This is a genomic window from Streptomyces monticola (assembly GCF_042665355.1).
Classification (GTDB): domain Bacteria; phylum Actinomycetota; class Actinomycetes; order Streptomycetales; family Streptomycetaceae; genus Streptomyces; species Streptomyces monticola.
Genome location: NZ_JBHTCF010000008.1, coordinates 278,091 through 302,203 on the forward strand (window position 1 = coordinate 278,091; position 24,113 = coordinate 302,203).

Sequence of the window (24,113 nt, forward strand, 5' to 3'; positions counted from 1 at the left end):
GGTCCTCTCGGATCGAACAGGTAACGGGGTGGGACGGATTGGAGCAGTTGGCCCCGGGGACGTGCGGGGCGGTGGTCAATCGGCTAGCAAGAGCCCATGGCGGTGTTCGTCGCGCTCGGCGCGTTCCTGATGACGTTGGCCGGCGGCTGGACGGCGCAGCGCGTCACCGACCGCCGCCATCTGGTCCTCGGCTTCGCCGGCGGCCTGATGCTCGGCGTCGTCGGCCTCGACCTGCTGCCGGAGGCGATGGAAGCGGCGAGCGAGAAGGTCTACGGGGTGCCGCGGGCCCTGCTGCTCTTCGTGGCCGGCTTCCTCGTGGCGCATGTCGTGGAGCGCCTCCTGGCGGTACGCCAGACCGCGCACGGCGCGGAGGAGGGGAGAGTGCCGCAGGTGGGCCTCACCGCGGCGGCCGCGATGGTGGGGCACAGCCTGATGGACGGCATCGCGATCGGCGCGGCCTTCCAGGCGGGCGGCGCGATGGGCGCGACCGTGGCGCTCGCCGTCATCACCCATGACTTCGCGGACGGCTTCAACACGTACACGATCACGAGCCTGTACGGGAACGAGCGCCGCAAGGCCCTGGCCATGCTGTTCGCGGACGCTGCCGCCCCGGTCGTCGGCGCCGCGTCCACGCTCCTCTTCACCCTGCCGGAGGAACTCCTCGGCAGCTATCTGGGCTTCTTCGGCGGCGCCCTGCTCTATCTCGCGGCGGCCGAGATCCTGCCCGAGGCGCACCACGACCACCCGGCACGCTCCACGCTGCTGTGCACGGTCGCGGGTGTGGGCTTCATCTGGCTGGTGGTGGGCGCGGCGGGCTGAGCTCGCCGGGCACTCGTCGTACCGGGTCACAACTTGCCCCCGCGGCCGCCGTCCCGCCGCGCGGGCGCGATCAGCGTCGACAGATACGGCAGCGGTCCCTCGTCGAGTTCGGCCGCGGGCCGGATCGACTCCTCGGCGAGACCGAGCGCCGAGCCCCACACCGCGCCCTCGATCCGCCCGGTCTCGCGCAGCGCGGCGGCCACTTCGTGCGCGAGGCGGCCGAACTTGTACGCCACCACGGTGCCGGGACCGTCGAGGGCGTCCTTCAGTACGGCGCTGCCGGCGGTCACCGGGACCAGCGTCAGCGGCTCGGTGCCCTCGGTGAGCACGGCGCCGCTGCGGGCGGCGAGGTCCTGCATGGCGGTGATGCCGGGCACGGTCTCGACGACGGTGCCCGGCACCGACGCCCCGACCGTCTGCGCGAGATACGTGAACGTCGAGTACACATTGGGGTCGCCGATGGTCGCGAACGCCACGGACCCGTGCTTCTCGAGAAGCACGGCCACCTGCTGCCCGGCGGCGTCCCAGGCGGCCTCGCGCCGGGCACGGTCGGTCCGCTCGTTCAGCGCGAACACCACCCGTACGACCTTGTCCTCGGGGACGTAGTGCAGCACGGTCGCCTCGGCCCGGCCACGTTCACCGGTGTCCATGACCGGCACCACGACGACATCGGCGTCCCGAAGCGCGTTGACGCCCTTCACGGTCACCAACTCCGGGTCGCCGGGGCCCACTCCGACCCCGATCAGCCTGCTGCCGCTCATCCCGTGCACCTTTCGACAAAACGGTGGGCGAAGCCGGGTGTCGCCGCCCAGTGGGTGTGCAGATAACTGGCGTGCACGGCGCCCTGGACAAAGCCCTCGACGCGCCGCTCCGGCTGGTGCAGCCCCCACGCGGGAGCCGCACCGGCACCGGGTTCGAGCACGGTCCGGTGGAATTCGTGCCCCCGCACCCGCGTACCGGTCCGCGCCAGCACACTGTCCGACACGGCGACGGCCTCCCGGTAACCGAGCGTCAGCCGCTCCGACATCCGCGCATCGGCGTCGAGCACCCCGCACATCGGCTTCCCGTCCAGGGACCGCGCGAGATACAGCAGCCCCGCACACTCGGCCGCCACCGGCCCCCCGCCGAGCACCAGCTCGGCAACGGCCTTGCGCAGCTGTTCATTGGCCGACAACTCGGGCGCGTACACCTCGGGGAACCCGCCCCCGATCACCAACCCGGCGGTCCCGTCCGGCAGTTGCTCATCACGCAACGGATCGAACGGCACGACATCGGCCCCGGCGGCGCCGAGGAGCTCCGCGTGCTCGGCGTAGGAGAAGGTGAAGGCTGACCCGGAGGCGAGAGCAATGACAGCCCGTCCGGCGGTTGGCGTCTCAGCCCGACCGGCGGTTGGTCTTTCAGCCCGTCCGGCGTTTGAGGACGAGCCCGAAGGGCGATGGACGGGGTACGGGGCGGAGCCCCGGTTCAGGGAAGGGGCGGGGCGGGGAGAAAGCCCGCCGCAGGTGACCGCGGCCGCCGGCTCCCACGGCGCATCGGCCAACGACGGCGCGGACCGGGCCAGGGCAAGCAGCCCCTCCAGATCACACCCGCCCCGCACCTGCGCGGCAAGAGCACCGACCGCCTCGACCGCCTCCACCCGCCGCTCCGCCACCGGCACAAGCCCCAAGTGCCGCGAAGGCGCCTGCACTTGAGCCTCCCGGCGCAACACCCCGAGGACGGGAACCCCGGAAGAGTCGAGCGCTTCCCTCAGCAACTCCTCGTGCCGCGCGGACCCGACCTTGTTCAGGATCACGCCCCCGACCCGCACCTCGGGGTCCCAGGACGCGAACCCGTGCACCAGCGCGGCCACGGACCGCGACTGCGACGAGGCGTCGACGACGAGCACCACCGGCGCCCGCAACAGCTTCGCCACGTGCGCGGTGGAGGCCAGTTCACCCTGCCCCGCGGCCCCGTCGTAAAGCCCCATCACGCCCTCGACCACCGCGAGATCGCACCCCGCCGCGCCGTGCGCGAACAGCGGCGCGACCAGTTCGGGACCGCACAGGTACGGATCCAGGTTCCGCCCGGGCCGCCCGCAGGCGAGCGTGTGATACCCGGGGTCGATGTAGTCGGGCCCCACCTTGTGCGGGGACACGGCGAGCCCGGACTCCGTGAAGGCGGCCATCAGGCCGGTGGCCACGGTGGTCTTGCCGCTGCCCGACGAGGGCGCCGCGACGACGAGCCGGGGAACGGACGTCACCACTCGGTCCTCACCATTCGATGCCCCTCTGGCCCTTCTGCCCGGCGTCCATGGGGTGCTTGACCTTGCCCATCTCGGTGACGAGATCCGCGAAGTCCACGAGGCCGGCGGGCGCGTTCCGCCCGGTGATCACGACATGCTGCTGCCCAGGACGGTCCTTGAGGACGGACACGACCTCCTCGGTGTCCACCCACCCCCAGTGCATGGGGTAGGCGAACTCGTCGAGCACGTAGAGCCGGTACGTCTCGGCGGCGAGGTCGCGCTTGACCTGCTCCCACCCCTCGCGGGCCTTTTCCTCGTTGTCGAGCTGCGCGTCCCGCTGCACCCACGACCAGCCCTCGCCCATCTTGTGCCAGGCCACCGAGCCGCCCTCGCCCGAGTCACCGAGGACCCGCAGCGCCCGCTCCTCGCCGACCTTCCACTTCGCGGACTTGACGAACTGGAACACCCCGATCGGCCAGCCCTGGTTCCAGGCGCGCAGCGCGAGCCCGAAGGCGGCCGTCGACTTGCCCTTGCCGATGCCGGTGTGCACGACCACGAGGGGCCGGTTGCGGCGCTGGCGGGTGGTGAGGCCGTCGTCGGGGACGACGGCGGGCTGTCCCTGCGGCATTACGCGACCCTCCTGGCGTACTGGTGCTGCTGACCGTTCCGTACGTCCTGCACGAGACCGGCGATGCTGTCGGCGCGCAGCTCGTCGAGCGTGACGGCCGTAGCGCCCATGTCGGCCGCCAACTGCCCGGCGAGACCGAGGCGTACGGGCCCCGACTCGCAGTCCACGACGACCGCGGCGGTGCCCTCGGCGGCGTGCAGCCGGGCGGCCCGCGTGGCGAGCGCCACCGGTTCGGCACCCCCTGTGGCCCGCCCGTCGGTCACGACCACGAGCAGCGCCCGCCGTGACGGGTCCCGCAACCGCTCGACGCGCAGCACCTCGTGGGCCTTGAGCAGCCCGGCCGCCAGCGGGGTGCGCCCACCGGTCGGCAGCTGTTCGAGCCGGGCCGCGGCGGTGTCCACCGATGACGTGGGCGGCAGGGCGACCTCGGCGGCCTTGCCGCGGAAAGTCACGAGCCCCACCTTGTCGCGCCGCTGGTAGGCGTCGAGCAGCAGCGAGAGGACGGCGCCCTTCACGGCGCTCATCCGCTGCCGCGCGGCCATGGACCCGGAGGCGTCGACCACGAAGAGCACCAGATTGCCCTCGCGCCCCTCCCTGGTGGTCTGCCGCAGATCGTCCCGGCGTACGACGAGGCCGCGCCCGGAGCGCCCGCGCGCCCGCTGGTGCGGGGCCGCAGCCTGCACGGTGGCCGCCAAGTGCAGCTTGGTCAGGGCCCCTTGAGGCCGACGCGCCCCGGTCGTACGGCCGTGCTCGGTACGGGCACGCGAGCGCCGCCCGGCCGCGCCCGCACCCGTGCCGGGCACGCTGAGCAGCTTGGCCCGGAAGGGCTCGGCGGCACTGACGGGGGCTTGTTCGCCGCCACCGGAGGGGAGTCGAGTATCGGAGGAAGGGTCCTCCTGTGTGTCCTCGGCGGCGCCACCCTGCGACGGCACATCGGGCCCGCCGTCCGCGTCCGGACCGCCGTCCTGCGGCGGCTGCCCACCGCCGCCGGGCCCGTCCGGATCGGGGTCGTCCTCGGGCCCGTCAGAGCCTTCGGCGCCGTCCGGCTCCCCGAACTCCTCCAGCGTCTCGTCGAGTTTGTCCTCGTCGAGGCCCGGCGCGTCGAAGGGGTTACGGCGCCTGCGGTGCGGCAGGGCGAGCAGCGCGGCCTGCCGGACGTCCTCGGCGAGCACATCCTCGCGCCCCGCCCACGCGGCGAGCGCGGTGGCCGTCCTGGCCATCACGATGTCGGCGCGCATCCCGTCGACCTCGAACGCGGCACACGTCGCGGCGATCTGCCGCAGCGCCGCGTCCCCGAGCCGCACGGACGGCAGCAGCGCACGCGCCGCGACGATCCGCTGCCGTACCGCGCCCTCGTCCTCGGCCCAGCGCGCGGCGAAGGCCTCCGGCTGGTCGTCGTAGGCGAGCCGCCGCCGTACGACCTCGACTCGCTGGTCCGGCTCGCGGGAGGCGGCCACCTCGACGGTGAGCCCGAACCGGTCGAGCAACTGCGGCCGCAGCTCGCCCTCTTCGGGGTTCATGGTGCCCACGAGCAGGAACCGCGCGGCGTGCCGTACGGACACTCCCTCGCGTTCGACGTACGAGGCGCCCATGGCCGCGGCATCGAGCAACAGGTCGACCAGGTGGTCGTGGAGGAGATTGACCTCGTCGACGTAGAGGATCCCGCGGTGCGCGTCGGCGAGCAGTCCCGGCTCGAAGGCCTTCACGCCCTCGGAGAGCGCCCGCTCGATGTCGAGCGCGCCGACGAGCCGGTCCTCGGAGGCGCCGACGGGCAGTTCGACCATGCGCGCAGGACGCGGCGCACCGGGTGCGGCCTCGTGCGGCCCGTCGGGACAGGCCGGGTCGGGCGCGCCCGGATCGCACGAGAACCGGCACCCGGGGACGACGTCCACCGCCGGCAGCAACGCCGAAAGCGCCCGCACGGCGGTGGACTTGGCGGTGCCCTTCTCACCCCGCACGAGCACGCCGCCGACCGCGGGGGACACGGCGTTGAGCAACAGAGCGAGCCGCAGGTCGTCCTGTCCGACGAGGGCGGTGAAGGGATAGGGGGTGCTCACGGTGCGTAGACCTCCAGGTTCATCATGTTCAGCCCGTCTGGGGGCGCCTCCCGGCCGAAGGCCGGGGGAGTTCGAGGACCGGGGTGAGTCACTCGTCCCCCTCCAACTGACCCTCAAGCTCCAGATAAGTGGCCCGAAGCCGCTCCAGCGTCTCCTGGTCCGGCTCCGCCCACAGCCCCCGCTCGGCCGCCTCGAGCAGCCGCTCCGAAATCCCGCGCAGCGCCCAGGGGTTGGACTTCTGCATGAACTCCCGGTTCTCCGGGGCGAAGACATACTCAGCCGAAAGCCGCTCGTACATCCAGTCATCCACGACCCCAGCCGTGGCGTCATACCCGAAGAGATAGTCCACGGTGGCCGCCATCTCGAAGGCCCCCTTGTACCCGTGCCGCCGCATCGCCGCCATCCAGCGCGGATTGACGACCCGGGCCCGGAACACGCGGTGCGTCTCCTCGCCGAGGGTGCGGGTCTTGACCTGCTCGGGAGTGGCGGAGTCACCCACGTAGGCCTCGGGTGACGTGCCCGTCAGATGCCGCACCATGGCGACCATGCCGCCGTGGTACTGGAAGTAGTCGTCGGCGTCGACGAGATCGTGCTCGCGCGTGTCGACGTTCTTCGCCGCGACCGCGATCCGCCGGAACGCCGTCTCCATGTCGCCGCGCGCCGCGCGGCCGTCGAGCCCGCGCCCGTACGCGTAGCCGCCCCACACCGCGTACACCTCGGCGAGGTCGGCGTCGGAGCGCCAGTTGCGGGCGTCGATCAGCGGCAGCAGACCCGCCCCGTACGCCCCCGGCTTGGAGCCGAAGATACGGGCGGTGGCGCGGCGCCGGTCCCCGTGTTCGGCGGTGTCCTCGGCCACGTGCGCCCGTACGTAGTTGGACTCGTCCGGCTCGTCGAGCTCGGCCACCGCGCGTACCGCGTCGTCGATGAGCCCCACGACATGCGGGAAGGCGTCCCGGAAGAAGCCGGAGATACGCACCGTCACGTCGATACGCGGCCGCCCGAGCTCCTCCAGGGGCACGATCTCGAAGCCAGTGACGCGCCGCGAGGCGTCGTCCCACACGGGGCGGCAGCCGAGCAGAGCGAGGATCTCCGCGATGTCGTCACCCTGGGTGCGCATCGCGGAGGTGCCCCACACGGTCAGTCCCACGGACTTGGGGTACTCACCGGTGTCGGTCAGATAGCGGGCCACCAGGGAGTCGGCGAGCGCCTGCCCGACCTCCCAACTGAGCCTGGAGGGAATGGCCTTGGGGTCGACGGAGTAGAAGTTGCGGCCGGTCGGCAGGACGTTCACGAGTCCACGGGTCGGCGAACCGGAGGGCCCGGCGGGCACGTAGCCCCCGTCCAGGGCCCGCAGGATGTGCCCGATCTCGTCCGTGGTCCGGGCGAGCCGGGGCACGACCTCCTCGCAGGCGAAGCCCAGGACGGCGACCGCGGACGGCAGTTCGGTCCCGATCACCTCGTGTACGAGGGGACGTACCGCGGTCAGCTCCCAGCCCCGCTCCTCCATGCCCTCCGCGAGCCGCCGGCACAGCTGTTCCAGGAGATCGACGGCGTCGGACGCGCTCCGCGCCGGCCCGTCGACCAGCTCGGTCAGTTCCACGGGCACCTTCACCGCCGCGCCCGGCTCGGACAGCAGGGCCTTCTCGTCGAGCCCGAAGTGCTCGGCGAGCGCGGCCCGCAGGCCCGGCAGCGCGTTCGCGGTGCCGCCCCACACCTGTGAGGCGCGCAGGACGGCGAGGACGAGGTTGACGCGCGGTTCGCCGACGGGGCCGCCACCGAGGATGTGCAGGCCGTCCCTGATCTGGACGTCCTTGATCTCGCACAGATAGCCGTCGATGTGCATCACGAACTCGTCGAACGCCTCGTCGTCGGGCTGCTCGTCGACATGCAGGTCGTGGTGGAGTTCGGCGGCCTTGACGAGGGTCCAGATCTGGGCGCGTACGGCCGGTGCCTTGACCGGGTCGAGATCGCTCACCAGGGCGTACTCGTCGAGGAGTTGCTCCAGCTTGGCGAGGTCGCCGTAGGTGTCGGCGCGGGCCATCGGCGGCACCAGATGGTCGACGACGGTGGCGTGGCCGCGGCGCTTGGCCTGGGTGCCCTCGCCGGGGTCGTTGACGATGAACGGGTAGATGAGCGGCAGGTCGCCGAGGACGGCGTCGGGGGCGCACGAACCGCTGAGGCCGAGGCCCTTGCCGGGCAGCCACTCCATCGTGCCGTGCTTGCCCATGTGCACGATCGCGTCCGCGCCGAAGGAGTTCTCGAGCCACCTGTAGGCCGCCATGTAGTGGTGCGAGGGCGGCATGTCGGGGTCGTGGTAGATGGCGATGGGGTTCTCGCCGAAGCCGCGCGGCGGCTGGATCATCACGACGACATTTCCGAACTGCAGCGACGCGAGCACGATGTCGTCGCCGTCGACGTAGAGGGAGCCGGGCGGCTCGCCCCACGCCTCGGTCATGGCGTCCCGCAGCTCGGGGTCGAGCTTGTCGAACCACGCCTGGTAGTCGGCGAGCGGTACGCGCGCGGGCGCGGCCGCGAGCTGCTCCTCGGTGAGCCACTCCACGTCGTGGCCACCGGCGTTGATGAGCCGGTGGATCAGCTCGTCGCCGTTGTCGGGGTGCCCTTCGACGACGTATCCGGCGTCCTTGAGCGCGTCGAGGACGCCCACCGCCGACGCGGGGGTGTCGAGTCCGACGGCGTTGCCGACGCGCGAGTGCTTCGTCGGGTACGCGGTGAAGACGAGCGCGAGCCGCTTGTCGGCGTTGGGTTTGTGCCTCAACCGGGCGTGCCGCACGGCGATTCCGGCGACGCGCGCGGCCCGCTCCGGGTCGGCCTTGTAGACGGGTACGTCGTCGGGGCCCTGCTCCTTGAACGAGAACGGCACCGTGATCAGGCGGCCGTCGAATTCGGGGATCGCCACCTGCATCGCGGCGTCCATGGGGGAGAGTGCGGCGTCGGAGTCGTCCCAGGCGGCGCGCGAGGAGGTCAGGCAAAGGCCTTGCAGGACCGGGATGTTCAGCTCGGCGAGCGCGCCGATGTCCCAGGCCTCCTCGTCACCGCCGGCCGAGGCCTCCGACGCGTGGGCGCCGCCCGCCGCGAGGACGGTGGCGACCAGGGCGTCGGCCTGCCCGATCAGTTCGTACAGGGCGGGGTCGGCGCCGCGCAGCGAACCGCAGTACACGGGAAGGGCGTTGGCGCCGCGCGCCTCGATGGCGTCGCAGAGGGTGTCGACGAAGGCGGTGTTCCCGGACAGCTCGTGCGCCCGGTAGAAGAGCACGCCGACGGTGGGCCGCCCGGCGACCGGGGTGTGGCCGCCGTGCAGCCCGAACTCCGGCATCTTCTGCGGCTCGGCGAAGCCATGGCCGGTCAGGAGGACGGTGTCGGACAGGAACCTCGCCAGCTCGACGAGGTTCCCGGGCCCGCCCTCGACGAGATAGCGCAGGGCCTCGGCCACGACACCCGCGGGCACGGACGACTCGGCCATCAACTCGGCGTCGGGCACGCTCTCCCCGCCGAGCAGCACGGTCGGGATGCCGGACGCCTTGAGCGCGGCGAGCCCGTCCTCCCAGGCGCGCTTGCCGCCGAGGAGACGTACGACGGCGATGTCGGCGCCCTCGATGAGCCCGGGCAGCTCCTCGGTGACATGGACCCGGGTCGGGTTGCCGATCCGGTACGGAGCACCGGAGGCCCGCGCGGCGAGCAGATCGGTGTCGGCGGTGGACAGAAGGAGAACGGTCATGAGGGTGCCCCCGGAGCAATGAACGGGAGACCGGACGGCGCGCCGGTCTCGATGAGGCGCAGCAGCGCATCCGTGTCCGCGTGTTCTTCGATCAGATCGCCGAGCCGGTCGAGCTGCTCTTCGCGCAGCGCGCCGAACGACGTGTCGGGGGCGGGCACGAACCGCCGTCCCGCGGCCCGCGCCACCTCCCGCAGAAACGCCCGCCGGAAGCCGTCGGACTCCAGCGAGCCATGCCAGTGGGTGCCCCACACGGCGCCGACGCGACAGCCGTCGAGGAAGGCCTCGCCGCCGGTCACCCGGGCCACTCCGTGGTGGATCTCGTAGCCCTCGACGGGCTCGCCGAGTGCCTCGCCCACCGGCCGGGCGAGGGTCTTCTCGCTCTCGAACCGGACCCGCACGGGCAGCAGGCCGAGCCCGTCGACGGCCCCGGCGCGCGACTCGACATCGTCCTCGATGTGTTCGCCGAGCACCTGGAAGCCGCCGCAGATCCCCAGCACCGGCCGCCCTTCGGCGGCCCGGCGTGCCAGGGCGTCCGCGAGGCCGCGCTCGCGCAGCCACTCAAGTGCCTTGACGGTGCCGCGTGTTCCGGGCACCACGACCAGGTCGGCGTCGACGATTTCCTCGGCCCGGTCCACGAACCGCACGACGACACCCGGCTCGGCGGCCAGGGCGTCGACATCGGTGAAGTTGGACATCAGCGGTACGGCGCACACGGCGACGCGCAGCACGTCGTCCCCGACGGGCGGTGCGACGACGGACTCGCGTACGGCCCCGCGCAAGGACACCCGGAGCCCGTCCTCCTCGTCGATGCCGAGCCCGTGCGCGAACGGCAGGACGCCGTACGTACGCCGCCCGGTGAGCCGCTCCAGCATGTCGAGCCCGGGTTCGAGCAGCGACACGTCGCCGCGGAACTTGTTCACCAAGTACCCGGCGACCAGGGCCTGGTCGTCCGCGCTCAGCAGTGCCGTCGTACCGAAGAACGAGGCGAAGACCCCGCCCCGGTCGATGTCCCCGACGACCACGACGGGGAAGCGGGCGGCGCGGGCGACGCCCATGTTCACGATGTCGGTACGCCGCAGATTGATCTCGGCGGGACTGCCCGCTCCCTCACAGATCACCGCGTCATACGTGCCCCGAAGCTGCTCCAGACAGTCCACGACGGTGCCGAGGAGCGATTCCTGGCGCCCTCCGTGGTAGCCGCGTGCGCTCATCTCGCCCACCGGTCTGCCCATCAGGACGACCTGGCTGCTGCGGTCGCTGCCGGGCTTGAGCAGCACCGGGTTCATCAGCGCGGTCGGCTCGATCTGTGCGGCCTGCGCCTGCATGGCCTGCGCACGGCCGATCTCGGCGCCTTCGCGTGTCACGAAGGAGTTCAGCGACATGTTCTGCGCCTTGAAGGGCGCGACGGCGACGCCCTTGCGGGCCAGCCACCGGCAGATCCCGGCGGTGACGACGCTCTTCCCGGCGTCGGATGTGGTCCCGGCGACCAGTAGTCCACCGCTCATGAGGTACGCCTCTTCTTCTGTACGAGGATGCGCGCGGCCGCACACACGGTGAGCGCCGCCCAACTCACGCGCCGTGAAAGCCGCACGGCCCGCTCGATGTCACGGACTTCGGCCCGGCGCCCCGCGGAGTTGAGCACCGGCCGGTGCTCGACGCGCCCGCCGTACGACAGGGTCCCGCCGAGCCGTACCCCGAGCGCGCCCGCGAAGGACGCCTCCACCGGGCCCGCGTTGGGGCTCGGATGCCGCTCAGCGTCCGCGCGCCAGGCCCGCACGGCCCCGCGCCGGTCCCGGCCCGCCGCCACCGCGAGCGCCGCCGTCAGACGTGCCCCCGGCCATCCGGCCACGTCGTCGAGCCGCGCCGAAGCCCAGCCGTAGCGGCGGTACTTGGCCGACTTGTGACCGACCATCGCGTCGAGCGTGTTCACGGCCCGGAACCCGACGAGCCCCGGCACTCCGCCCACCGCGCCCCACACCAGGGCGCCGACCACGGCGTCGGAGGTGTTCTCGGCGACGGATTCGACGACGGCGCGCGCGATGCCGTCCGCGTCGAGGGCGGCGGGGTCGCGTCCGCACAGATGCGGCAGCCGCTCACGCGCCACGTCGATGTCCCCGGCGGCGAGCGCACCGCCGATGGCGCGCGCCTCACGGCCGAGCGAAGTACCGCCCACCACGGCCCAGGTGGCGGCGGCGGTCAGCGCGAGTGAGGCGGCGGGGGAGCGGCGTACGGCGGCGCCGGCGAGCGCGGCGGCGCCCACGGCGGAGCCCACGCACACGGTGGTGTGCAGCGCGCCCCACCCGCGGTGGTCGCGCCAGAGGACTCGCTCAACGGCACCCGCGGCCCGGCCGAACGCGGCGACCGGGTGCCCGCGACGGGGGTCGCCGAGCAGGAGGTCGCCGAGGAGCCCGGCGGCGGCGCCGTACGTGAAGACACGGTCGGCACGCACGGGTTCAGCCGGCCGTCACGCCTCGAAGGGGCGGGGCACAGCAGGTACTGCACGTACGGGCAGCACTGGGCGTACTGGATGTTCTGGACGTACGGGACGACGTACTGGAGACAGCCGAACGGCAGCCGTGCATGGCGATGTTGTCCTCACTCAGGGTCCGCGCCCTGGTTCGACGGATACGGCGGCGAGAGTTCCTGGCTCACGGGGTTCGGGTGAACCCCGGTGACAGTGGCGGGACCGCGCCGGATTCGCACCGGCTTCCTCTCCATGTCGCCGTATGGGCTCCGGAAGTCCACCACGCCCGCGAACGCCCGTCAACTCAGGTTTGACCTGCGGCGGAAGAGTGTGCGGAGCCCCACAGCGAACCGGTCCGCGGCGCACGGAAAACCGCCCCGCGGCGACCTCGGGTGGAGGCCGCCGCGGGGCGGTTCGCGGATCCGACCGGTACGGGTACCGGCGATGGTGCCGTCAGGCGACGATCAGGAAGATCCCGTACGCCACGGCCGCCGCGCACAGCGCGAAGCAGGCGTAGGCGCCGGTGCGGGCGAGCGGCGCGGAGCCGCCCTGCGCCGTGGCCGCCTCCTGCTTGGAGAGGCCGGCGATGCCGAGGGTGAACAGTCCCACCAGGGCGACCGTCGCCACGAGGCTGACGCCGAAGACGGAGCCGAGCGCCGCCCAGTCGATGTCGATCATGCGTGTTCCTTAACTCGGACCGTGAGCCGGGCTCAGACGGTCGCACCGGCGGGCCGCGCGGGGTCCGCGACGGCGCCCGACGAGGCGTGGACGGTGGTCTTGCGGACGTCGTCCGCCTCTTCGGCCACGGCGGTCGTGGCGGCCGGCGGCGGTGTGACCGCGGCGATGGCGGTGGTGACGACGCCCGCGGGCTCGGCCGGCACGCCGGCGCTGTCCGTGTCGTCGGCGACCACATTGGTGTGGTCGACCACCTGGCGGCGGGAGATGAACCAGATCGCGGCGCAGGAGGCGACGAGGAAGACGGCGACGGCCGCGATGCCCCAGTCGCCCTGGCGGGCCACGAACTCGGCGCCCGCGGCGACCAGTCCGGCGGCCGGCAGGGTCAGGCCCCAGGCGATGAACATCCGGGTCGCGGTCGACCAGCGCACCACACCGCCCTTGCGGCCGAGGCCCGCGCCCATGACGGCGCCGGAGCAGGAGTGCGTGGTGGAGAGCGAGAAGCCCAGGTTGGAGGAGGCCAGGATGACCGCGGCGGCCGAGGTCTGGGCGGCGAAGCCCTGCTGCGGCTGCAGGTCGGTGAGGCCCTTGCCCATGGTGCGGATGATGCGCCAGCCGCCGAGGTAGGTACCGAGGGCGATGGCGAGTCCGGCGGAGACGATGACCCAGACCGGCGGGTTGGAGCCGGGCGCGAGCGCGCCACCGGCGACCAGGGCCAGGGTGATGATGCCCATCGTCTTCTGCGCGTCATTGGTGCCGTGCGCGAGGGACACGAGACCGGCGGAGGCGATCTGCCCGGAGCGGTAGCCCTTGGCGCTGGACTTCTCACCGGCGTTCTTGCCGAGCTTGTACGCCAGCTTCGCGGCCAGGAGCGCGGCGATACCGGCGACGAGCGGGGCGGCTATCGCGGGGATCAGGACCTTGGTCACGACGACACCGCCGTTGACCCCGCTGATCCCGATGGAGGCGATGGTGGCGCCGATCAGACCGCCCATGAGGGCGTGCGACGAGCTGGAGGGCAGTCCCACCAGCCAGGTGAGGAGGTTCCAGAGAATGGCACCCACCAGGGCCGCGAAGATCACTTCGGGCTGGATGCCGTCTTCTCTGACCAGCCCGCTGGAGATCGTCTTGGCGACTTCCACGGAGAGGAACGCGCCGACGAGGTTGAGCACGGCGGACATGGCCACCGCCGTCTTGGGCTTGAGAGCGCCGGTCGAGATGGTCGTCGCCATCGCGTTGGCGGTGTCGTGGAAACCGTTCGTAAAGTCGAACACGAGAGCTGTCACGATCACGATCGCGAGCAGCAGCGTGATGTGTTCCATTTACCCAGGCAATCGTTCGACGTCAGTGGCACGTGGAACGTAGGCAACCTGGGTGAACGGAAAGTGAACTGAGGCAGGCGGTGGGGTGTCCCGCGGCGGGGGTCCTTGCGCCGATCCCTCTATGGAGCGCTTCAGCCGTCCCGCCGGCCCTCGGAAGAGACCCTCATCACTCTGCCCGCGGGCGGCGGCACCCTGGCAGGATCGCCGCATGGCAGAAGCAGAAGAGGCCTGGGCCGACCTCGTCGCGACGGCCCGCAGAACCGCCGCCGCAGGACTGGTCGTCGGCACCTCGGGCAATGTCTCGGTACGCGTGGGAGACCGGATCCTCATCACCCCGAGCGGCGTCCCGTACGACCGCCTCACCCCCGCCGACACCGTCGCGGTCGACCTGGACGGCCGGCAGGTCGCCGGGACCCTGAAACCCACCAGCGAACTGCCCCTGCACCTGGCGGTCTACCGCACGACCGGCGCGGCGGCCGTGGTCCACACCCACGCGCTGCACGCCACCGCCGTCTCCACCCTGGTCGAGGAACTGCCGCCGGTCCACTACATGACCGCGATCCTGGGCGGCCCCGTCCGCGTCGCCCCCTATGCCCTCTACGGCACGGACGAGCTGGCCGAGAACATGCTGCACGCCCTGCGCGACCGCACCGGCTGCCTGCTGCAGAACCACGGCGCCGTCACCTACGGCGACGCTCTCGACCAGGCCTACGACCGCACGGCCCAACTGGAGTGGATGTGCCGCCTCTGGCTGACCGCCCACTCCGTGCCAGGACGCGCACCGTCCCTCCTGGCTCCCGAGCAGCTGCGGGCGGCGGCGGAGCAGCTCAGCGGTTACGGACAGAAAGGCTGAGGCGGAACGGCTGAAACAGAAGGGCTGAGACGGAGAGGCCGACCGTGAGGGCCGGACGGAAGGCCGCCCGGAAAGGCTGAACAGAGCGGGGAATCACGGCGCGGACCCGGGTACTCGTGCCGCACTCCGACTGGCCCACCGGGCCGACCCCGTCGAAACTGGAGCGCATGCGCCCCGCATCAGCCGCAGCCGCGGCACTCACCGCCGTACTCGGCGCCGGTGCCGCCGCCGTCGCCGCCGGCCGCTACGCCAGCGACGTCGCGCTCAAGGCGCCCCCGGGCCGTCCCCTGCCCACGGACCCGCGCCTGACGGTGCACGCCAACGGCGGCGACCGGGTCACCCTCACCCGGGCGCTGGCCGCCCTGCGCCCCGGCACCTACGGCCTCACCGGCGACGGCTGCCACGCGATCGTCGGCCCGGTCCTGGACGGCACGGCCCCCGCGGCCGACACCGTCGTACGCCGGCTCGTCGGCGTCACCCACGGCAGCCTCGACCCCGGCGCCCGGGTCTGGCTGACCCCGCAGGTGCACATCGGCAACCCGCGCGACGCCCTGGGCCTGGACCACGCGGACGTCGACATCCCGGGGGAGCTGGGCGGCCTGCCCGCCTGGTTCGTGCCGGCCCGCAGGAACACCTGGGTGATCGCGGTGCACGGCCTCGGCACCACCCGGGAGCACCCCATGGTGGTGATGGACTTCCTGCACCGCCAGCAGCTCCCCGTCCTGTCCCTGGCCTACCGCGGCGACCTGGGCGCCCCGCGTTCCCCCGACGGCCTGCGGCACCTGGGCGAGACGGAGTGGCGCGACCTGGACGCGGCGATCCGGTACGCGGTGCGCTACGGCGCGGAGCACGTCGTCCTGTACGGCTGGTCGACCGGCGCCTCGATGGCCCTGCACGCGGCCGCCCACTCGGGGCTCCGCGACCGGATCAGCGGTCTGGTCCTCGACTCGCCGGTGCTCGACTGGGAAGCCACCCTGCGCGCCCTCGCCTCGGCCCGCCACACCCCGTCGGCGCTCCTCCCGCTGGCGGTCAGGGCCGCCCAGGGGCGTACGGGACTGCGCGGTGACCGCGTCGTCGAAGCCGCCGACACGGCGACGCTGCGGGTGCCGACCCTCCTGATCCACGGCCCGGACGACACCCTCGCCCCCTGGGCCCGCTCCCGCGAACTGGCCGCCCGCCGCCCCGATCTGGTCAGCCTGCACACGGTCGTGGACGCGCCCCACGCGGCGATGTGGAACGCGGACCCGACGGCGTACGAAGAGACGCTCCGGCGCTTTCTGACCCCTTTGATGTGAACGGCGGGGAAACCCTGGCGCAAGGGGCGCGGTACCCCTGATGTGAAGGGCGGACGGACCCCGACCGACCCATTCCGTTTGGGCTTTCGAGCCCCGAGCGGGAAGACTGCCCTCGTGACGTCCCGTACCCCGCGCGACTCCAGGCTCCGACTCGTCCGTCCCCGCACGCTCGCCACCGCCCCACGGGCCGTGACCGAGCGGCGCACACGGCGTCCCGCGCCGCGCCCGCCGGAGGGCACTCCGGCGCCCGCGGTGCTCGCCGGCATGGCGCGTACCGGGCTCGCCGGGGCCGCCAGGATCGCCCGCTGGGCCGATGCCGCGCCGGGCCGCGGTGCGGGGCTGCGCCCCGGCTGCGGCGGCACGCTCTCCGCCGAGGCGGCCGAACGCGCCGCGGCCGACCTCCGGTTGACGCCCAAGGAGGCGCACGCCGCCTGGGACGCCGCACGCCTCGCGGGCCTCGTCGAGGTGCACGGCAGCGCCGCACGCGCCGGCTGGCGCCTGCGCGCCTGGGACCGCGACGACTCCGCCGTGCTGCGCGGCTGGGTCGCCCTGTTCGACGCCTGGTCCCTCGTGCACCAGGCGCCGGCCGACCTCGCCCCGGCCGCGGTGGCCGAAGTCATCGAGGCGATGCCCCAGTTGCTGTCCCTGCTGCAGCTCTCCGACGGGCCCGTGCCCGTGTCGCAGCTCCTCGACCTGCTGCAGCAGCGCGTCATCGAACTGCGCGACGAGCGCTGCGAGATCCCGTTCGGGCCGCGGCCCGAGCCCGTGCCCGAGACGGACACCCCGCTGCCGCCGCTCCTCGACTGGGCCCTTCGCTCCCTCGCCGCCGTCGGCGCACTGACCCTGACAGATGATCAGGCGACGCTCACGCCGCTCGGCAGCTGGGCGGTCTGGGTCAAGCTCGAGCAGATCATCGTGGCCGCGCAGAGCCCCGCGGGGAATATCGAGCACTCCGCCGAGGAGATGCTGCGCGGCTGTGCCCGGCTCCGTCCGAACGCGGCCCGCGCCGAGTACCGCGCCTGGCTCGCGGCCCGCCCGGTGGGCAGCGCCGTCACCGAACTCCTGGGCGCGGCGCGCGGCGACGACTCGCTCCTGCGCGGCCTCGCCTTCGAGGCGCTGCGGGTCGTGGGCGCCCCCGCCGAGCCGGATGTGCGGGCGGCCGTCGACGAGACATGCCTGCGGCCGTACGCCCTGATGTGGCTCGCCGAGCAGGAGGGCGTGGACCCGGAGGACGTGCACACGGTGCTGACCCGGCAGGAGTCGACCTGGCTGTGGGTGGACACCGCCGCGGCCGTCGCCGACCACGGCGAGGCCGAACTCCTCGTCCGCCACCTGGAGTCGGCGGTACAGCCCACGGTGCCCTCGCTGCTGCAGGAAGTACGGGCGGTGGGGCACCCGCGCACCGTTCAGGTCCTGGTCGCCCTCGCCGCCGCCCACCCCGACCCGGCACTCGCCAAGGCGGTACGGCGTGCGGCCTTCCAGGTGCACACGGGCGGCGCCTGATCGCGGCCGGTCCGGCTGCCCCCCGGCTGCCCGGCCTACTCCTGCGCGCCCGGCGCGTACGACCCGAAGCTCCACACGTTGCCCTCGGTGTCGCGCGCCATGTAGTCGCGCGCGCCGTAGTCCTGGTCCGTCGGCGGGACGAGGATGTCCGCGCCGTGCGCGGCGGCCTGCCGGTGGTGGGCGTCCACGTCGTCCACGCGCACATAGACCCCGACAGGACCCGAGCGCTCCATGGCCTCGGCGAAGACTCCGCCGCGGCCCTTGGAGCCGAGCATCACCACGCCGTTGCCGTAGGACAGTTCGGCGTGCTCGACCACCCCGCTCTCGCTCTCGTACACGGCCGACTCGGTGAAGCCGAAGGCCTCCGTCAGCTGCCGGATCGCGGCCTTGGCGTCCGTGTACAGCAGTGTCGGACAGATGCTGGGTGTCGCTGTCATGCGGTCCAACTCCCAAGTCAGCGGAAGGTGTTGCACTGGGCCATGTCGCCCGAACGGAACCCCTGGTAGAACCACTGCTGGCGCTGCTGCGCGGAGCCGTGGGTCCAGGACTCCGGGGTGACCCTGCCCTGGAACCGCTCTTGAATGCGGTCGTCCCCGACCGCGGCCGCGGCGTCCAGGCCGTCCTTGATGTCGGCGTCCGTGAGCTCGGTGATCAGCGGCCTGCCGGTCTGCGGGTCACGTGTCGTCGTCGCCTGCCGCGCCCACACCCCCGCGTAGCAGTCGGCCTGCAGCTCGACCTTGACGGCGTTGCTGTTCTCGCCCGTACGGCCGTCCTGGGAGCGCTGCAGGGTGCCCATCTGGTTCTGGATGTGGTGCCCGTACTCGTGCGCCACCACGTAGGCCTGGGCGAACGGCCCGCCGCTCGAACCGAACTTGGTGCGCAGCTCGTCGAAGAAGCCCAGGTCCAGATAGACCTTGCGGTCGCCGGGGCAGTAGAAGGGCCCGACCGCCGATGAGGCCTGGCCGCAGGCGGTGCCCACGCGGTTGGTGAAGAACACGGTCTGCGCGTCGGAGTAGCGGGCGCCCCGGCGCGGGAACTCCTGGCGCCAGAAGTCCTGGACGCTGTTGACCACCGCGACCATGCGGCAGTCCTCCTTGGAGTTGGCGTCCTGCCCCGTCTTGCAGGACTCCTGCACCTGGGCCGCGCTCGACGACGTCGCCGACGGCTCGTCGTTGCCGGAGGTCAGGCCGAGGTTCTCGGGCCCGACGCCGAAGAAGAGCCCCATGAACAGCGCGAGCAGACCGGCGAGGCCGCCACCGATGGTCGCCTTGCCGCCGGGAATGCGGCTGCCGCGCACATCCTGGACCTCGGACGTGTCCAGATTGGCGTTGTCGTCGAACTGCATGGGTGCACCAACCCTCTGCTCCGCGTCCCGGGCGGCGGCCCGCCGCCCTGCGCCGAGTATCGTCCAGTTCGCCCCGATATGCCTGTGCTCGTCAGGGCTGAACGGGGGACGGCCGGGGCCCCCCGCCCGTGTCGCACCGTCGGCCGGGCCCGGCCTCCGACCCCCGCGGCTACGCTCTGCGCCTGTCCATGGCCGGCAGCACCGAAGGGGGGCCGCATTGGCCGTTCTGTCGCTGGAGGCGGCTGGCCGCCGCACCACCCAGCTCGTCCTGCCCGTCTTCCTCGCCCTGCTCGCGCTGCCCCTCATGACCGCGGCCCATCACTCACGGCCCGTCCCATACGGCGACCGCCTCACGGTCCACGCGCGCGTGCAGCCCGGTATCGCGGACACCGCTTCCGCCGGCACCCTGCCGCTGAGGATGCGGGGACGGTCCGTCCAGGCGTACGACCCGGACACGGGCCGGGCCCGTTGGACCTACACCCGCGAAGGCCGCCGCCCGCTCGCCCTGCTGTCGCAGCCCGGGCACGCCATCGCGCTCTGGGACGACGCCATGGTCACCGACACGGTGCGCGGCTCCGGGCGCGCCGTGCGCTGGCACCGCGCGATCCCCGCGGCCCGCGACTGGCTGCGCACCCCCGGGGCCCGCGGCGGCGCCGGTGTCCTGCGGCCCCTCGGTGGCGGTTCCGGGATGCTCGCCGTCGTCACCCCGCGCCAGATCGCCGCGTACCGCGTCGCGGACGGTGATCTGCGCTGGGTCCTGCCTGCCCGCCGCGGCTGCGCCTTCACGCCCGCCAAGGCGCTGCGCCACGGCCGGGCGCTGATCGTGGCCCAGCCCTGTGCCGCCGACACCGCCTGGCCCGGACAGCTGATCGCCGTCGACGACCTGGGCCGCATCGCCCCGCACCGCAAGCCGCTCGGCAACGCCCTGCCGGGCACGCGCCCCGTCACGCGCACCACGAAGCCGCTCACGCGCACCACGAAGCCGCTCACGGGCACGGCGAAGCTGCACACGGGCACGGCGAAGCCGCTCACGGGCGCCACAAAGGCGCCGGAAAAAGTGGTTGCACAGCCCCGCTAGAATTGGCCCATGGCCATTCTCCTCATGCATTAGACGGCGTCGACCTCGCCTCAGCCCGCAGTCCGCCGTCCACTTCCCCCTGCCTGGAGTCTGTCCATGATCACCGCATCCGGTATCGAGCTGCGCGCCGGCGCCCGAGTCCTGATCGAGAACGCCACCTTCCGTATCGCCAAGGGCGACCGCATCGGACTGGTCGGGCGGAACGGCGCGGGCAAGACCACCCTCACCAAGTGCCTCGCGGGCGAGGGCCAGCCGGCCGGCGGTGTCATCACCCGCTCCGGCGAGGTGGGCTATCTGCCGCAGGACCCGCGCACCGGCGACCTCGAGGTGTTCGCCCGCGACCGGATCCTGTCCGCCCGCGGCCTCGACACCCTGATCCGCAAGATGCGGGAGAACGAGGAGCGGATCGCCAACGGCAAGGGCGGCACCCGCGAGAAGGCCCTCAAGCAGTACGAGCGCCAGGAGACCGAGTTCCTCACCAAGGGCGGGTACGCCGCCGAGGCGGAGGCCGCCACCATCGCCGCCGCGCTCGGTCTGCCCGACCGGGTGCTCGGCCAGCCGCTGCACACGCTCTCCGGCGGTCAGCGCCGTCGCGTGGAGCTGGCCCGCATCCTCTTCTCGGACGCGGACACGCTGCTCCTCGACGAGCCGACCAACCACCTCGACGCCGACTCGATCGTCTGGCTGCGCGATTACCTCAAGACGTACCGCGGCGGCTTCATCGTGATCTCCCACGACGTCGACCTCGTCGAGACCGTGGTCAACAAGGTCTTCTATCTGGACGCCAACCGCTCCCAGATCGACATCTACAACATGGGCTGGAAGCTCTACCAGCAGCAGCGCGAGGCTGACGAGAAGCGCCGCAAGCGCGAGCGCCAGAACGCCGAGAAGAAGGCCGCGGCCCTCAACACCCAGGCCGACAAGATGCGCGCCAAGGCCACCAAGACCGTGGCCGCGCAGAACATGGCCAAGCGCGCCGAGCGCCTGCTCTCCGGCCTCGAAGCGGTCCGCGCCAACGACAAGGTCGCCAAGCTCCGCTTCCCCGACCCCGCGCCCTGCGGCAAGACCCCGCTCACCGCCGAGGGCCTGTCCAAGTCGTACGGCTCGCTCGAGATCTTCACCGATGTCGATCTGGCCATCGACAAGGGCTCGCGCGTCGTCATCCTCGGCCTCAACGGCGCCGGCAAGACCACCCTGCTCAGGCTCCTGGCCGGCGCCGAGAAGCCCGACACCGGCCAGGTCGTCGAGGGCCACGGCCTCAAGCTCGGTTACTACGCGCAGGAGCACGAGACCCTCGACCCGGACCGCACGGTCCTGGAGAACATGCGCTCCGCGGCGCCCGACCTCGATCTGGTCGAGGTGCGCAAGACGCTCGGCTCGTTCCTGTTCTCCGGCGACGACGTGGACAAGCCCGCCGGCGTGCTGTCCGGCGGCGAGAAGACCCGGCTCGCGCTCGCGACCCTGGTCGTCTCGTCCGCGAACGTCCTGCTGCTCGACGAGCCCACCAACAACCTCGACCCGGCGAGCCGCGAGGAGATCCTGGGCGCGCTGCGCACCTACAAGGGCGCGGTCGTGCTCGTCACCCACGACGAGGGGGCCGTCGAGGCGCTGCAGCCCGAGCGGATCATCCTGCTCCCGGACGGCGTCGAGGACCTGTGGGGCGCCGACTACGCGGACCTCGTGGCGCTGGCCTGAGCCCGCCCCGTGCTCCCAGGCCAACGCCTGTCCGCGCCTGATCAACTCCGTATGGATCATTCGCCGGACGCGTGATCCTTCATCTGAGTGAGATCGCCTCGTACCGAGGTGTGTCGTACACGGAATCTGGGGCTTGCGCCCTTGTGCGGACTTGACGGCCGGGCTCCGGGCGCTGACCTGGCGCTTCGTTCATGAACCCATTCGGCCGTACCTCCGGCAGGCACCGGAGTGCCCCATTCCGCTAGTGATGACGGCTTCCCGGCCCGGAAACCTCGTCCCACGGACCTTGCCGAATGGGTGGCCAGGACGCCCCGGAGGGGTGATCATGAGAAGTCCAGAGCGCACTTCCCATGAGGAGGCACGGGTGGCCGAGACTCTGAAGAAGGGCAGCCGGGTAACCGGCGCCGCGCGCGACAAGCTCGCGGCAGACCTGAAGAAGAAGTACGACTCCGGTGCGAGCATCCGGGCACTGGCCGAAGAGACCGGCCGTTCCTATGGATTCGTTCACCGGATGCTCAGCGAGTCCGGGGTCACGCTGCGGGGACGCGGCGGGGCGACGCGGGGCAAGAAGGCCGCAGCCGGCTGAGACGGGCGGCTCATCGTCTCCGATGGTGGCCACCCGGTCGATCCGGTGATCGGCCGGGTGGTTACTGTGCAGTCACTTAATGGCAGAGGTAGCTGTCAGAAGCTGACCGCAGTCCCATCGGAGGCGCCCCATGGCTTCGCTCGACCCCCAGCACGCAGCCGGCTCCGGCACCACAGCCGGAACCGAGGTTTTCGCCAAGGACGGCGTGCGGCTCACCGTCGATGACGCGACCGCCACGGTGACCCTGGCCAACCCGGCCAAGCGCAACGCCCAAAGTCCTGCACTCTGGCGGGCGTTGGCCGAAGCCGGGCGGTCACTTCCGGGCAGCGTGCGGGTCGTGCTCCTGCGCGGTGAGGGCAAGTCCTTCTCCGCGGGGCTCGACCGGCAGGCGTTCACACCCGAGGGCTTCGACGGCGAGCCGTCCTTCCTCGACCTGGCGCGCGGCGATGACGCCGAGCTCGATGCCGTCATCGCCGAGTACCAGGAGGCGTTCACCTGGTGGCGGCGCAGCGATCTGATCTCCATCGCCGCCGTCCAGGGGCATGCGATCGGCGCCGGTTTCCAGCTCGCCCTCGCCTGTGACCTGCGGGTCGCGGCCGAGGACGTGCAGTTCGCCATGCGCGAGACCAGCCTTGGCCTGGTGCCGGACCTGACCGGCACCCATCCGCTCGTCTCCCTGGTCGGCTACGCACGCGCCCTGGAGATCTGCGCCACCGGCCGCTTCGTGGGCGCCGCCGAGGCCGAGCGGACCGGCCTCGCCAATCTCGTCGTCCCCGGCGCCGAACTCGACGCGGCGGCACAGGACCTGGCCGCCGCGCTGCTCGCCGCACCCCGCGACGCCGTGATCGAGACCAAGGCACTCCTCCAGGGCGTCGCCACGCGCTCGTACGAGGAGCAGCGCACCGCCGAGCGGACCGCGCAGGCGCGGCGGCTGCGGGACCTGGCAGGTCTCGGGGAGTAACGCCCCGGCGGCGAGGAGCGGACTCAGTCCGTCGCCGCCGACACCGCCGTCACCACCACCGCCACGGTCGGCCGGTCCGTGCAGGCCGAGGCGACGGCCCGGCGTACCGCGAGGGCGACATCGAGGGCGCGTACGCCCGTCGCTGTCGCCAGCTCGACGCGGATATGACGGGCCGCGAGGGTGTCCGGCGCCGTGCGGTGCCCGATGTGCACCGCACGGCCGGCGCCCCCGAGCGCCCCGGCCAGCCGGACCACACCCGGTACGGCGGCAGCCGCGGCCGCGACCTCGTCTTCCTGGGTGCCCTGGGTGCCCTGGGCGTCCTGCGTGTTCTGGGTGCCCGCCGGGGGAGTGGTGCCGCAGTCCGTGTCCGGGCGGCCGGCCGGGGCCTGCGGTTCCGTGTCGAGCAGGGCCGTCACCCGCAGATCCACCGTGTCGAGCACCAGGCCGAGCCTCGTGGCGGCGGCACCGGACAACGCGCCGCGCAGCTCGTCCGCCGTGGCGGGCAGCGGTCGCGCGGCCGTCGCCTCGAACTCCGCGTCAAGGCGCAGCGCGCCGGGCGGCAGTGCGCCCGGCGGGGCCGGCACGGCGGGCTCACCCGCCGTCTCCGGGTCGGCGAGCGCAAGGCGCAGCGACCCGATGCGCACCCCTCGTACCGACCGCGCGGCGTCCCGCAGCACCGCTGCCGCCGCGCTCTCCGCGATCCAGGCCCCGTCCGCCGCCCCGCCGAGGGGAAGCAGACGTCCCAGGCCGAGCTGGTCACGTACCGCGCGCGTCCACCCGTCAGCCGTCATTGCCCCAGCCTGCCGCATCCCCGGCGCGGAGTCGGGCGAGCGCGCTTACTGTGGGCGAAGAAGCGCAGCAACCCCCATGGATTG

The 24,113-nt window shown here is 72.6% G+C and carries 20 protein-coding genes and 1 riboswitch; of the genes, 8 read left to right on the forward strand and 12 right to left on the reverse strand.

Annotation, left to right across the window (positions count from 1 at the left end; all coding sequences use genetic code 11):
• Window positions 1–96: 96 nt before the first annotated feature.
• Complete coding sequence (locus ACFQVC_RS20885) at window positions 97–819, forward strand: ZIP family metal transporter (protein ID WP_381832172.1); 723 nt, start codon at window positions 97–99, stop codon at window positions 817–819.
• A 26-nt stretch (window positions 820–845) separates the two neighbouring features.
• Here ACFQVC_RS20885 and cobI read toward each other — a convergent pair whose 3' ends face one another.
• The 9 genes from cobI to ACFQVC_RS20930 form a co-directional block, all read right to left on the reverse strand.
• Window positions 846–1,580 carry a precorrin-2 C(20)-methyltransferase gene (gene cobI, locus ACFQVC_RS20890; RefSeq protein WP_381832174.1) on the reverse strand — a complete coding sequence of 245 codons (735 nt, stop codon included), beginning with the start codon at window positions 1,578–1,580 and terminating at the stop codon, window positions 846–848.
• Window positions 1,577–3,058, reverse strand: a complete 1,482-nt coding sequence (locus ACFQVC_RS20895) for a cobyrinate a,c-diamide synthase (protein WP_381832176.1) — start codon at window positions 3,056–3,058, stop codon at window positions 1,577–1,579. The genes cobI and ACFQVC_RS20895 overlap by 4 nt, the downstream gene beginning before the upstream one ends.
• Before the next feature lie 10 nt (window positions 3,059–3,068).
• Window positions 3,069–3,668 (reverse strand): cob(I)yrinic acid a,c-diamide adenosyltransferase, encoded by a 600-nt coding sequence (gene cobO / locus ACFQVC_RS20900; protein WP_381832178.1) that lies wholly within the window; start codon window positions 3,666–3,668, stop codon window positions 3,069–3,071.
• Window positions 3,668–5,725: a putative cobaltochelatase gene (locus ACFQVC_RS20905; RefSeq protein ID WP_381832180.1), complete on the reverse strand. Its 2,058-nt coding sequence runs from the start codon at window positions 5,723–5,725 to the stop codon at window positions 3,668–3,670. The genes cobO and ACFQVC_RS20905 overlap by 1 nt, the downstream gene beginning before the upstream one ends.
• 88 nt (window positions 5,726–5,813) lie before the next feature.
• Entirely contained in the window at window positions 5,814–9,461 is a 3,648-nt protein-coding gene (gene cobN / locus ACFQVC_RS20910; RefSeq protein WP_381832181.1) for a cobaltochelatase subunit CobN, read from the reverse strand.
• On the reverse strand, window positions 9,458–10,966 hold the full coding sequence (locus tag ACFQVC_RS20915) for a cobyric acid synthase (RefSeq protein WP_381832184.1): 1,509 nt from the start codon (window positions 10,964–10,966) through the stop codon (window positions 9,458–9,460). The genes cobN and ACFQVC_RS20915 overlap by 4 nt, the downstream gene beginning before the upstream one ends.
• The gene (locus tag ACFQVC_RS20920; protein ID WP_381832186.1) at window positions 10,963–11,910 is read right to left on the reverse strand and encodes a cobalamin biosynthesis protein; all 948 of its coding nucleotides are present in this window, start codon (window positions 11,908–11,910) and stop codon (window positions 10,963–10,965) included. Before ACFQVC_RS20920 ends, ACFQVC_RS20915 begins: the two co-directional genes overlap by 4 nt.
• Before the next feature lie 166 nt (window positions 11,911–12,076).
• Window positions 12,077–12,222: riboswitch (cobalamin riboswitch) on the reverse strand.
• A gap of 156 nt (window positions 12,223–12,378) precedes the next feature.
• Entirely contained in the window at window positions 12,379–12,600 is a 222-nt protein-coding gene (locus ACFQVC_RS20925; protein WP_381832407.1) for a hypothetical protein, read from the reverse strand.
• Window positions 12,601–12,635: 35 nt separating this feature from the next.
• Complete coding sequence (locus ACFQVC_RS20930; protein WP_381832188.1) at window positions 12,636–13,922, reverse strand: inorganic phosphate transporter; 1,287 nt, start codon at window positions 13,920–13,922, stop codon at window positions 12,636–12,638.
• 208 nt (window positions 13,923–14,130) lie between these two features.
• Here ACFQVC_RS20930 and ACFQVC_RS20935 point away from each other — a divergent pair, with 208 nt between their 5' ends.
• The 3 genes from ACFQVC_RS20935 (at window position 14,131) to ACFQVC_RS20945 (ending at window position 17,573) form a co-directional block, all read left to right on the forward strand.
• Window positions 14,131–14,775, forward strand: a complete 645-nt coding sequence (locus ACFQVC_RS20935; protein WP_381832190.1) for a class II aldolase/adducin family protein — start codon at window positions 14,131–14,133, stop codon at window positions 14,773–14,775.
• Window positions 14,776–14,942: 167 nt separating this feature from the next.
• The gene (locus ACFQVC_RS20940) at window positions 14,943–16,070 is read left to right on the forward strand and encodes an alpha/beta hydrolase (protein WP_381832193.1); all 1,128 of its coding nucleotides are present in this window, start codon (window positions 14,943–14,945) and stop codon (window positions 16,068–16,070) included.
• 114 nt (window positions 16,071–16,184) lie between these two features.
• A complete protein-coding gene (locus tag ACFQVC_RS20945) occupies window positions 16,185–17,573 on the forward strand; it encodes a hypothetical protein (protein ID WP_381832195.1) in 1,389 nt (462 codons plus the stop codon).
• Between the two features lie 35 nt (window positions 17,574–17,608).
• Here the strand turns inward: ACFQVC_RS20945 and ACFQVC_RS20950 are convergent, their stop codons facing one another.
• On the reverse strand, window positions 17,609–18,010 hold the full coding sequence (locus tag ACFQVC_RS20950) for a VOC family protein (RefSeq protein ID WP_381832197.1): 402 nt from the start codon (window positions 18,008–18,010) through the stop codon (window positions 17,609–17,611).
• Between the two features lie 17 nt (window positions 18,011–18,027).
• Window positions 18,028–18,918, reverse strand: coding sequence for a KPN_02809 family neutral zinc metallopeptidase (gene ypfJ / locus ACFQVC_RS20955; protein WP_381832200.1), 891 nt, complete (start codon window positions 18,916–18,918; stop codon window positions 18,028–18,030).
• 217 nt (window positions 18,919–19,135) lie between these two features.
• On the opposite strand from ypfJ, the gene ACFQVC_RS20960 reads away from it, so the two are divergent.
• The 4 genes from ACFQVC_RS20960 to ACFQVC_RS20975 all read left to right on the forward strand — a co-directional run bounded on the left by ACFQVC_RS20960 (window position 19,136) and on the right by ACFQVC_RS20975 (window position 23,238).
• The gene (locus ACFQVC_RS20960; protein ID WP_381832203.1) at window positions 19,136–19,996 is read left to right on the forward strand and encodes a PQQ-binding-like beta-propeller repeat protein; all 861 of its coding nucleotides are present in this window, start codon (window positions 19,136–19,138) and stop codon (window positions 19,994–19,996) included.
• Window positions 19,997–20,092: 96 nt separating this feature from the next.
• The gene (locus tag ACFQVC_RS20965; protein WP_381832205.1) at window positions 20,093–21,691 is read left to right on the forward strand and encodes an ABC-F family ATP-binding cassette domain-containing protein; all 1,599 of its coding nucleotides are present in this window, start codon (window positions 20,093–20,095) and stop codon (window positions 21,689–21,691) included.
• A gap of 364 nt (window positions 21,692–22,055) precedes the next feature.
• Window positions 22,056–22,277, forward strand: coding sequence for a helix-turn-helix domain-containing protein (locus ACFQVC_RS20970; RefSeq protein WP_249590717.1), 222 nt, complete (start codon window positions 22,056–22,058; stop codon window positions 22,275–22,277).
• 130 nt (window positions 22,278–22,407) lie between these two features.
• The gene (locus ACFQVC_RS20975; protein WP_381832208.1) at window positions 22,408–23,238 is read left to right on the forward strand and encodes an enoyl-CoA hydratase/isomerase family protein; all 831 of its coding nucleotides are present in this window, start codon (window positions 22,408–22,410) and stop codon (window positions 23,236–23,238) included.
• Between the two features lie 23 nt (window positions 23,239–23,261).
• Here ACFQVC_RS20975 and ACFQVC_RS20980 read toward each other — a convergent pair whose 3' ends face one another.
• Window positions 23,262–24,029, reverse strand: a complete 768-nt coding sequence (locus ACFQVC_RS20980) for a nucleopolyhedrovirus P10 family protein (protein ID WP_381832211.1) — start codon at window positions 24,027–24,029, stop codon at window positions 23,262–23,264.
• Window positions 24,030–24,113 lie beyond the last annotated feature (84 nt).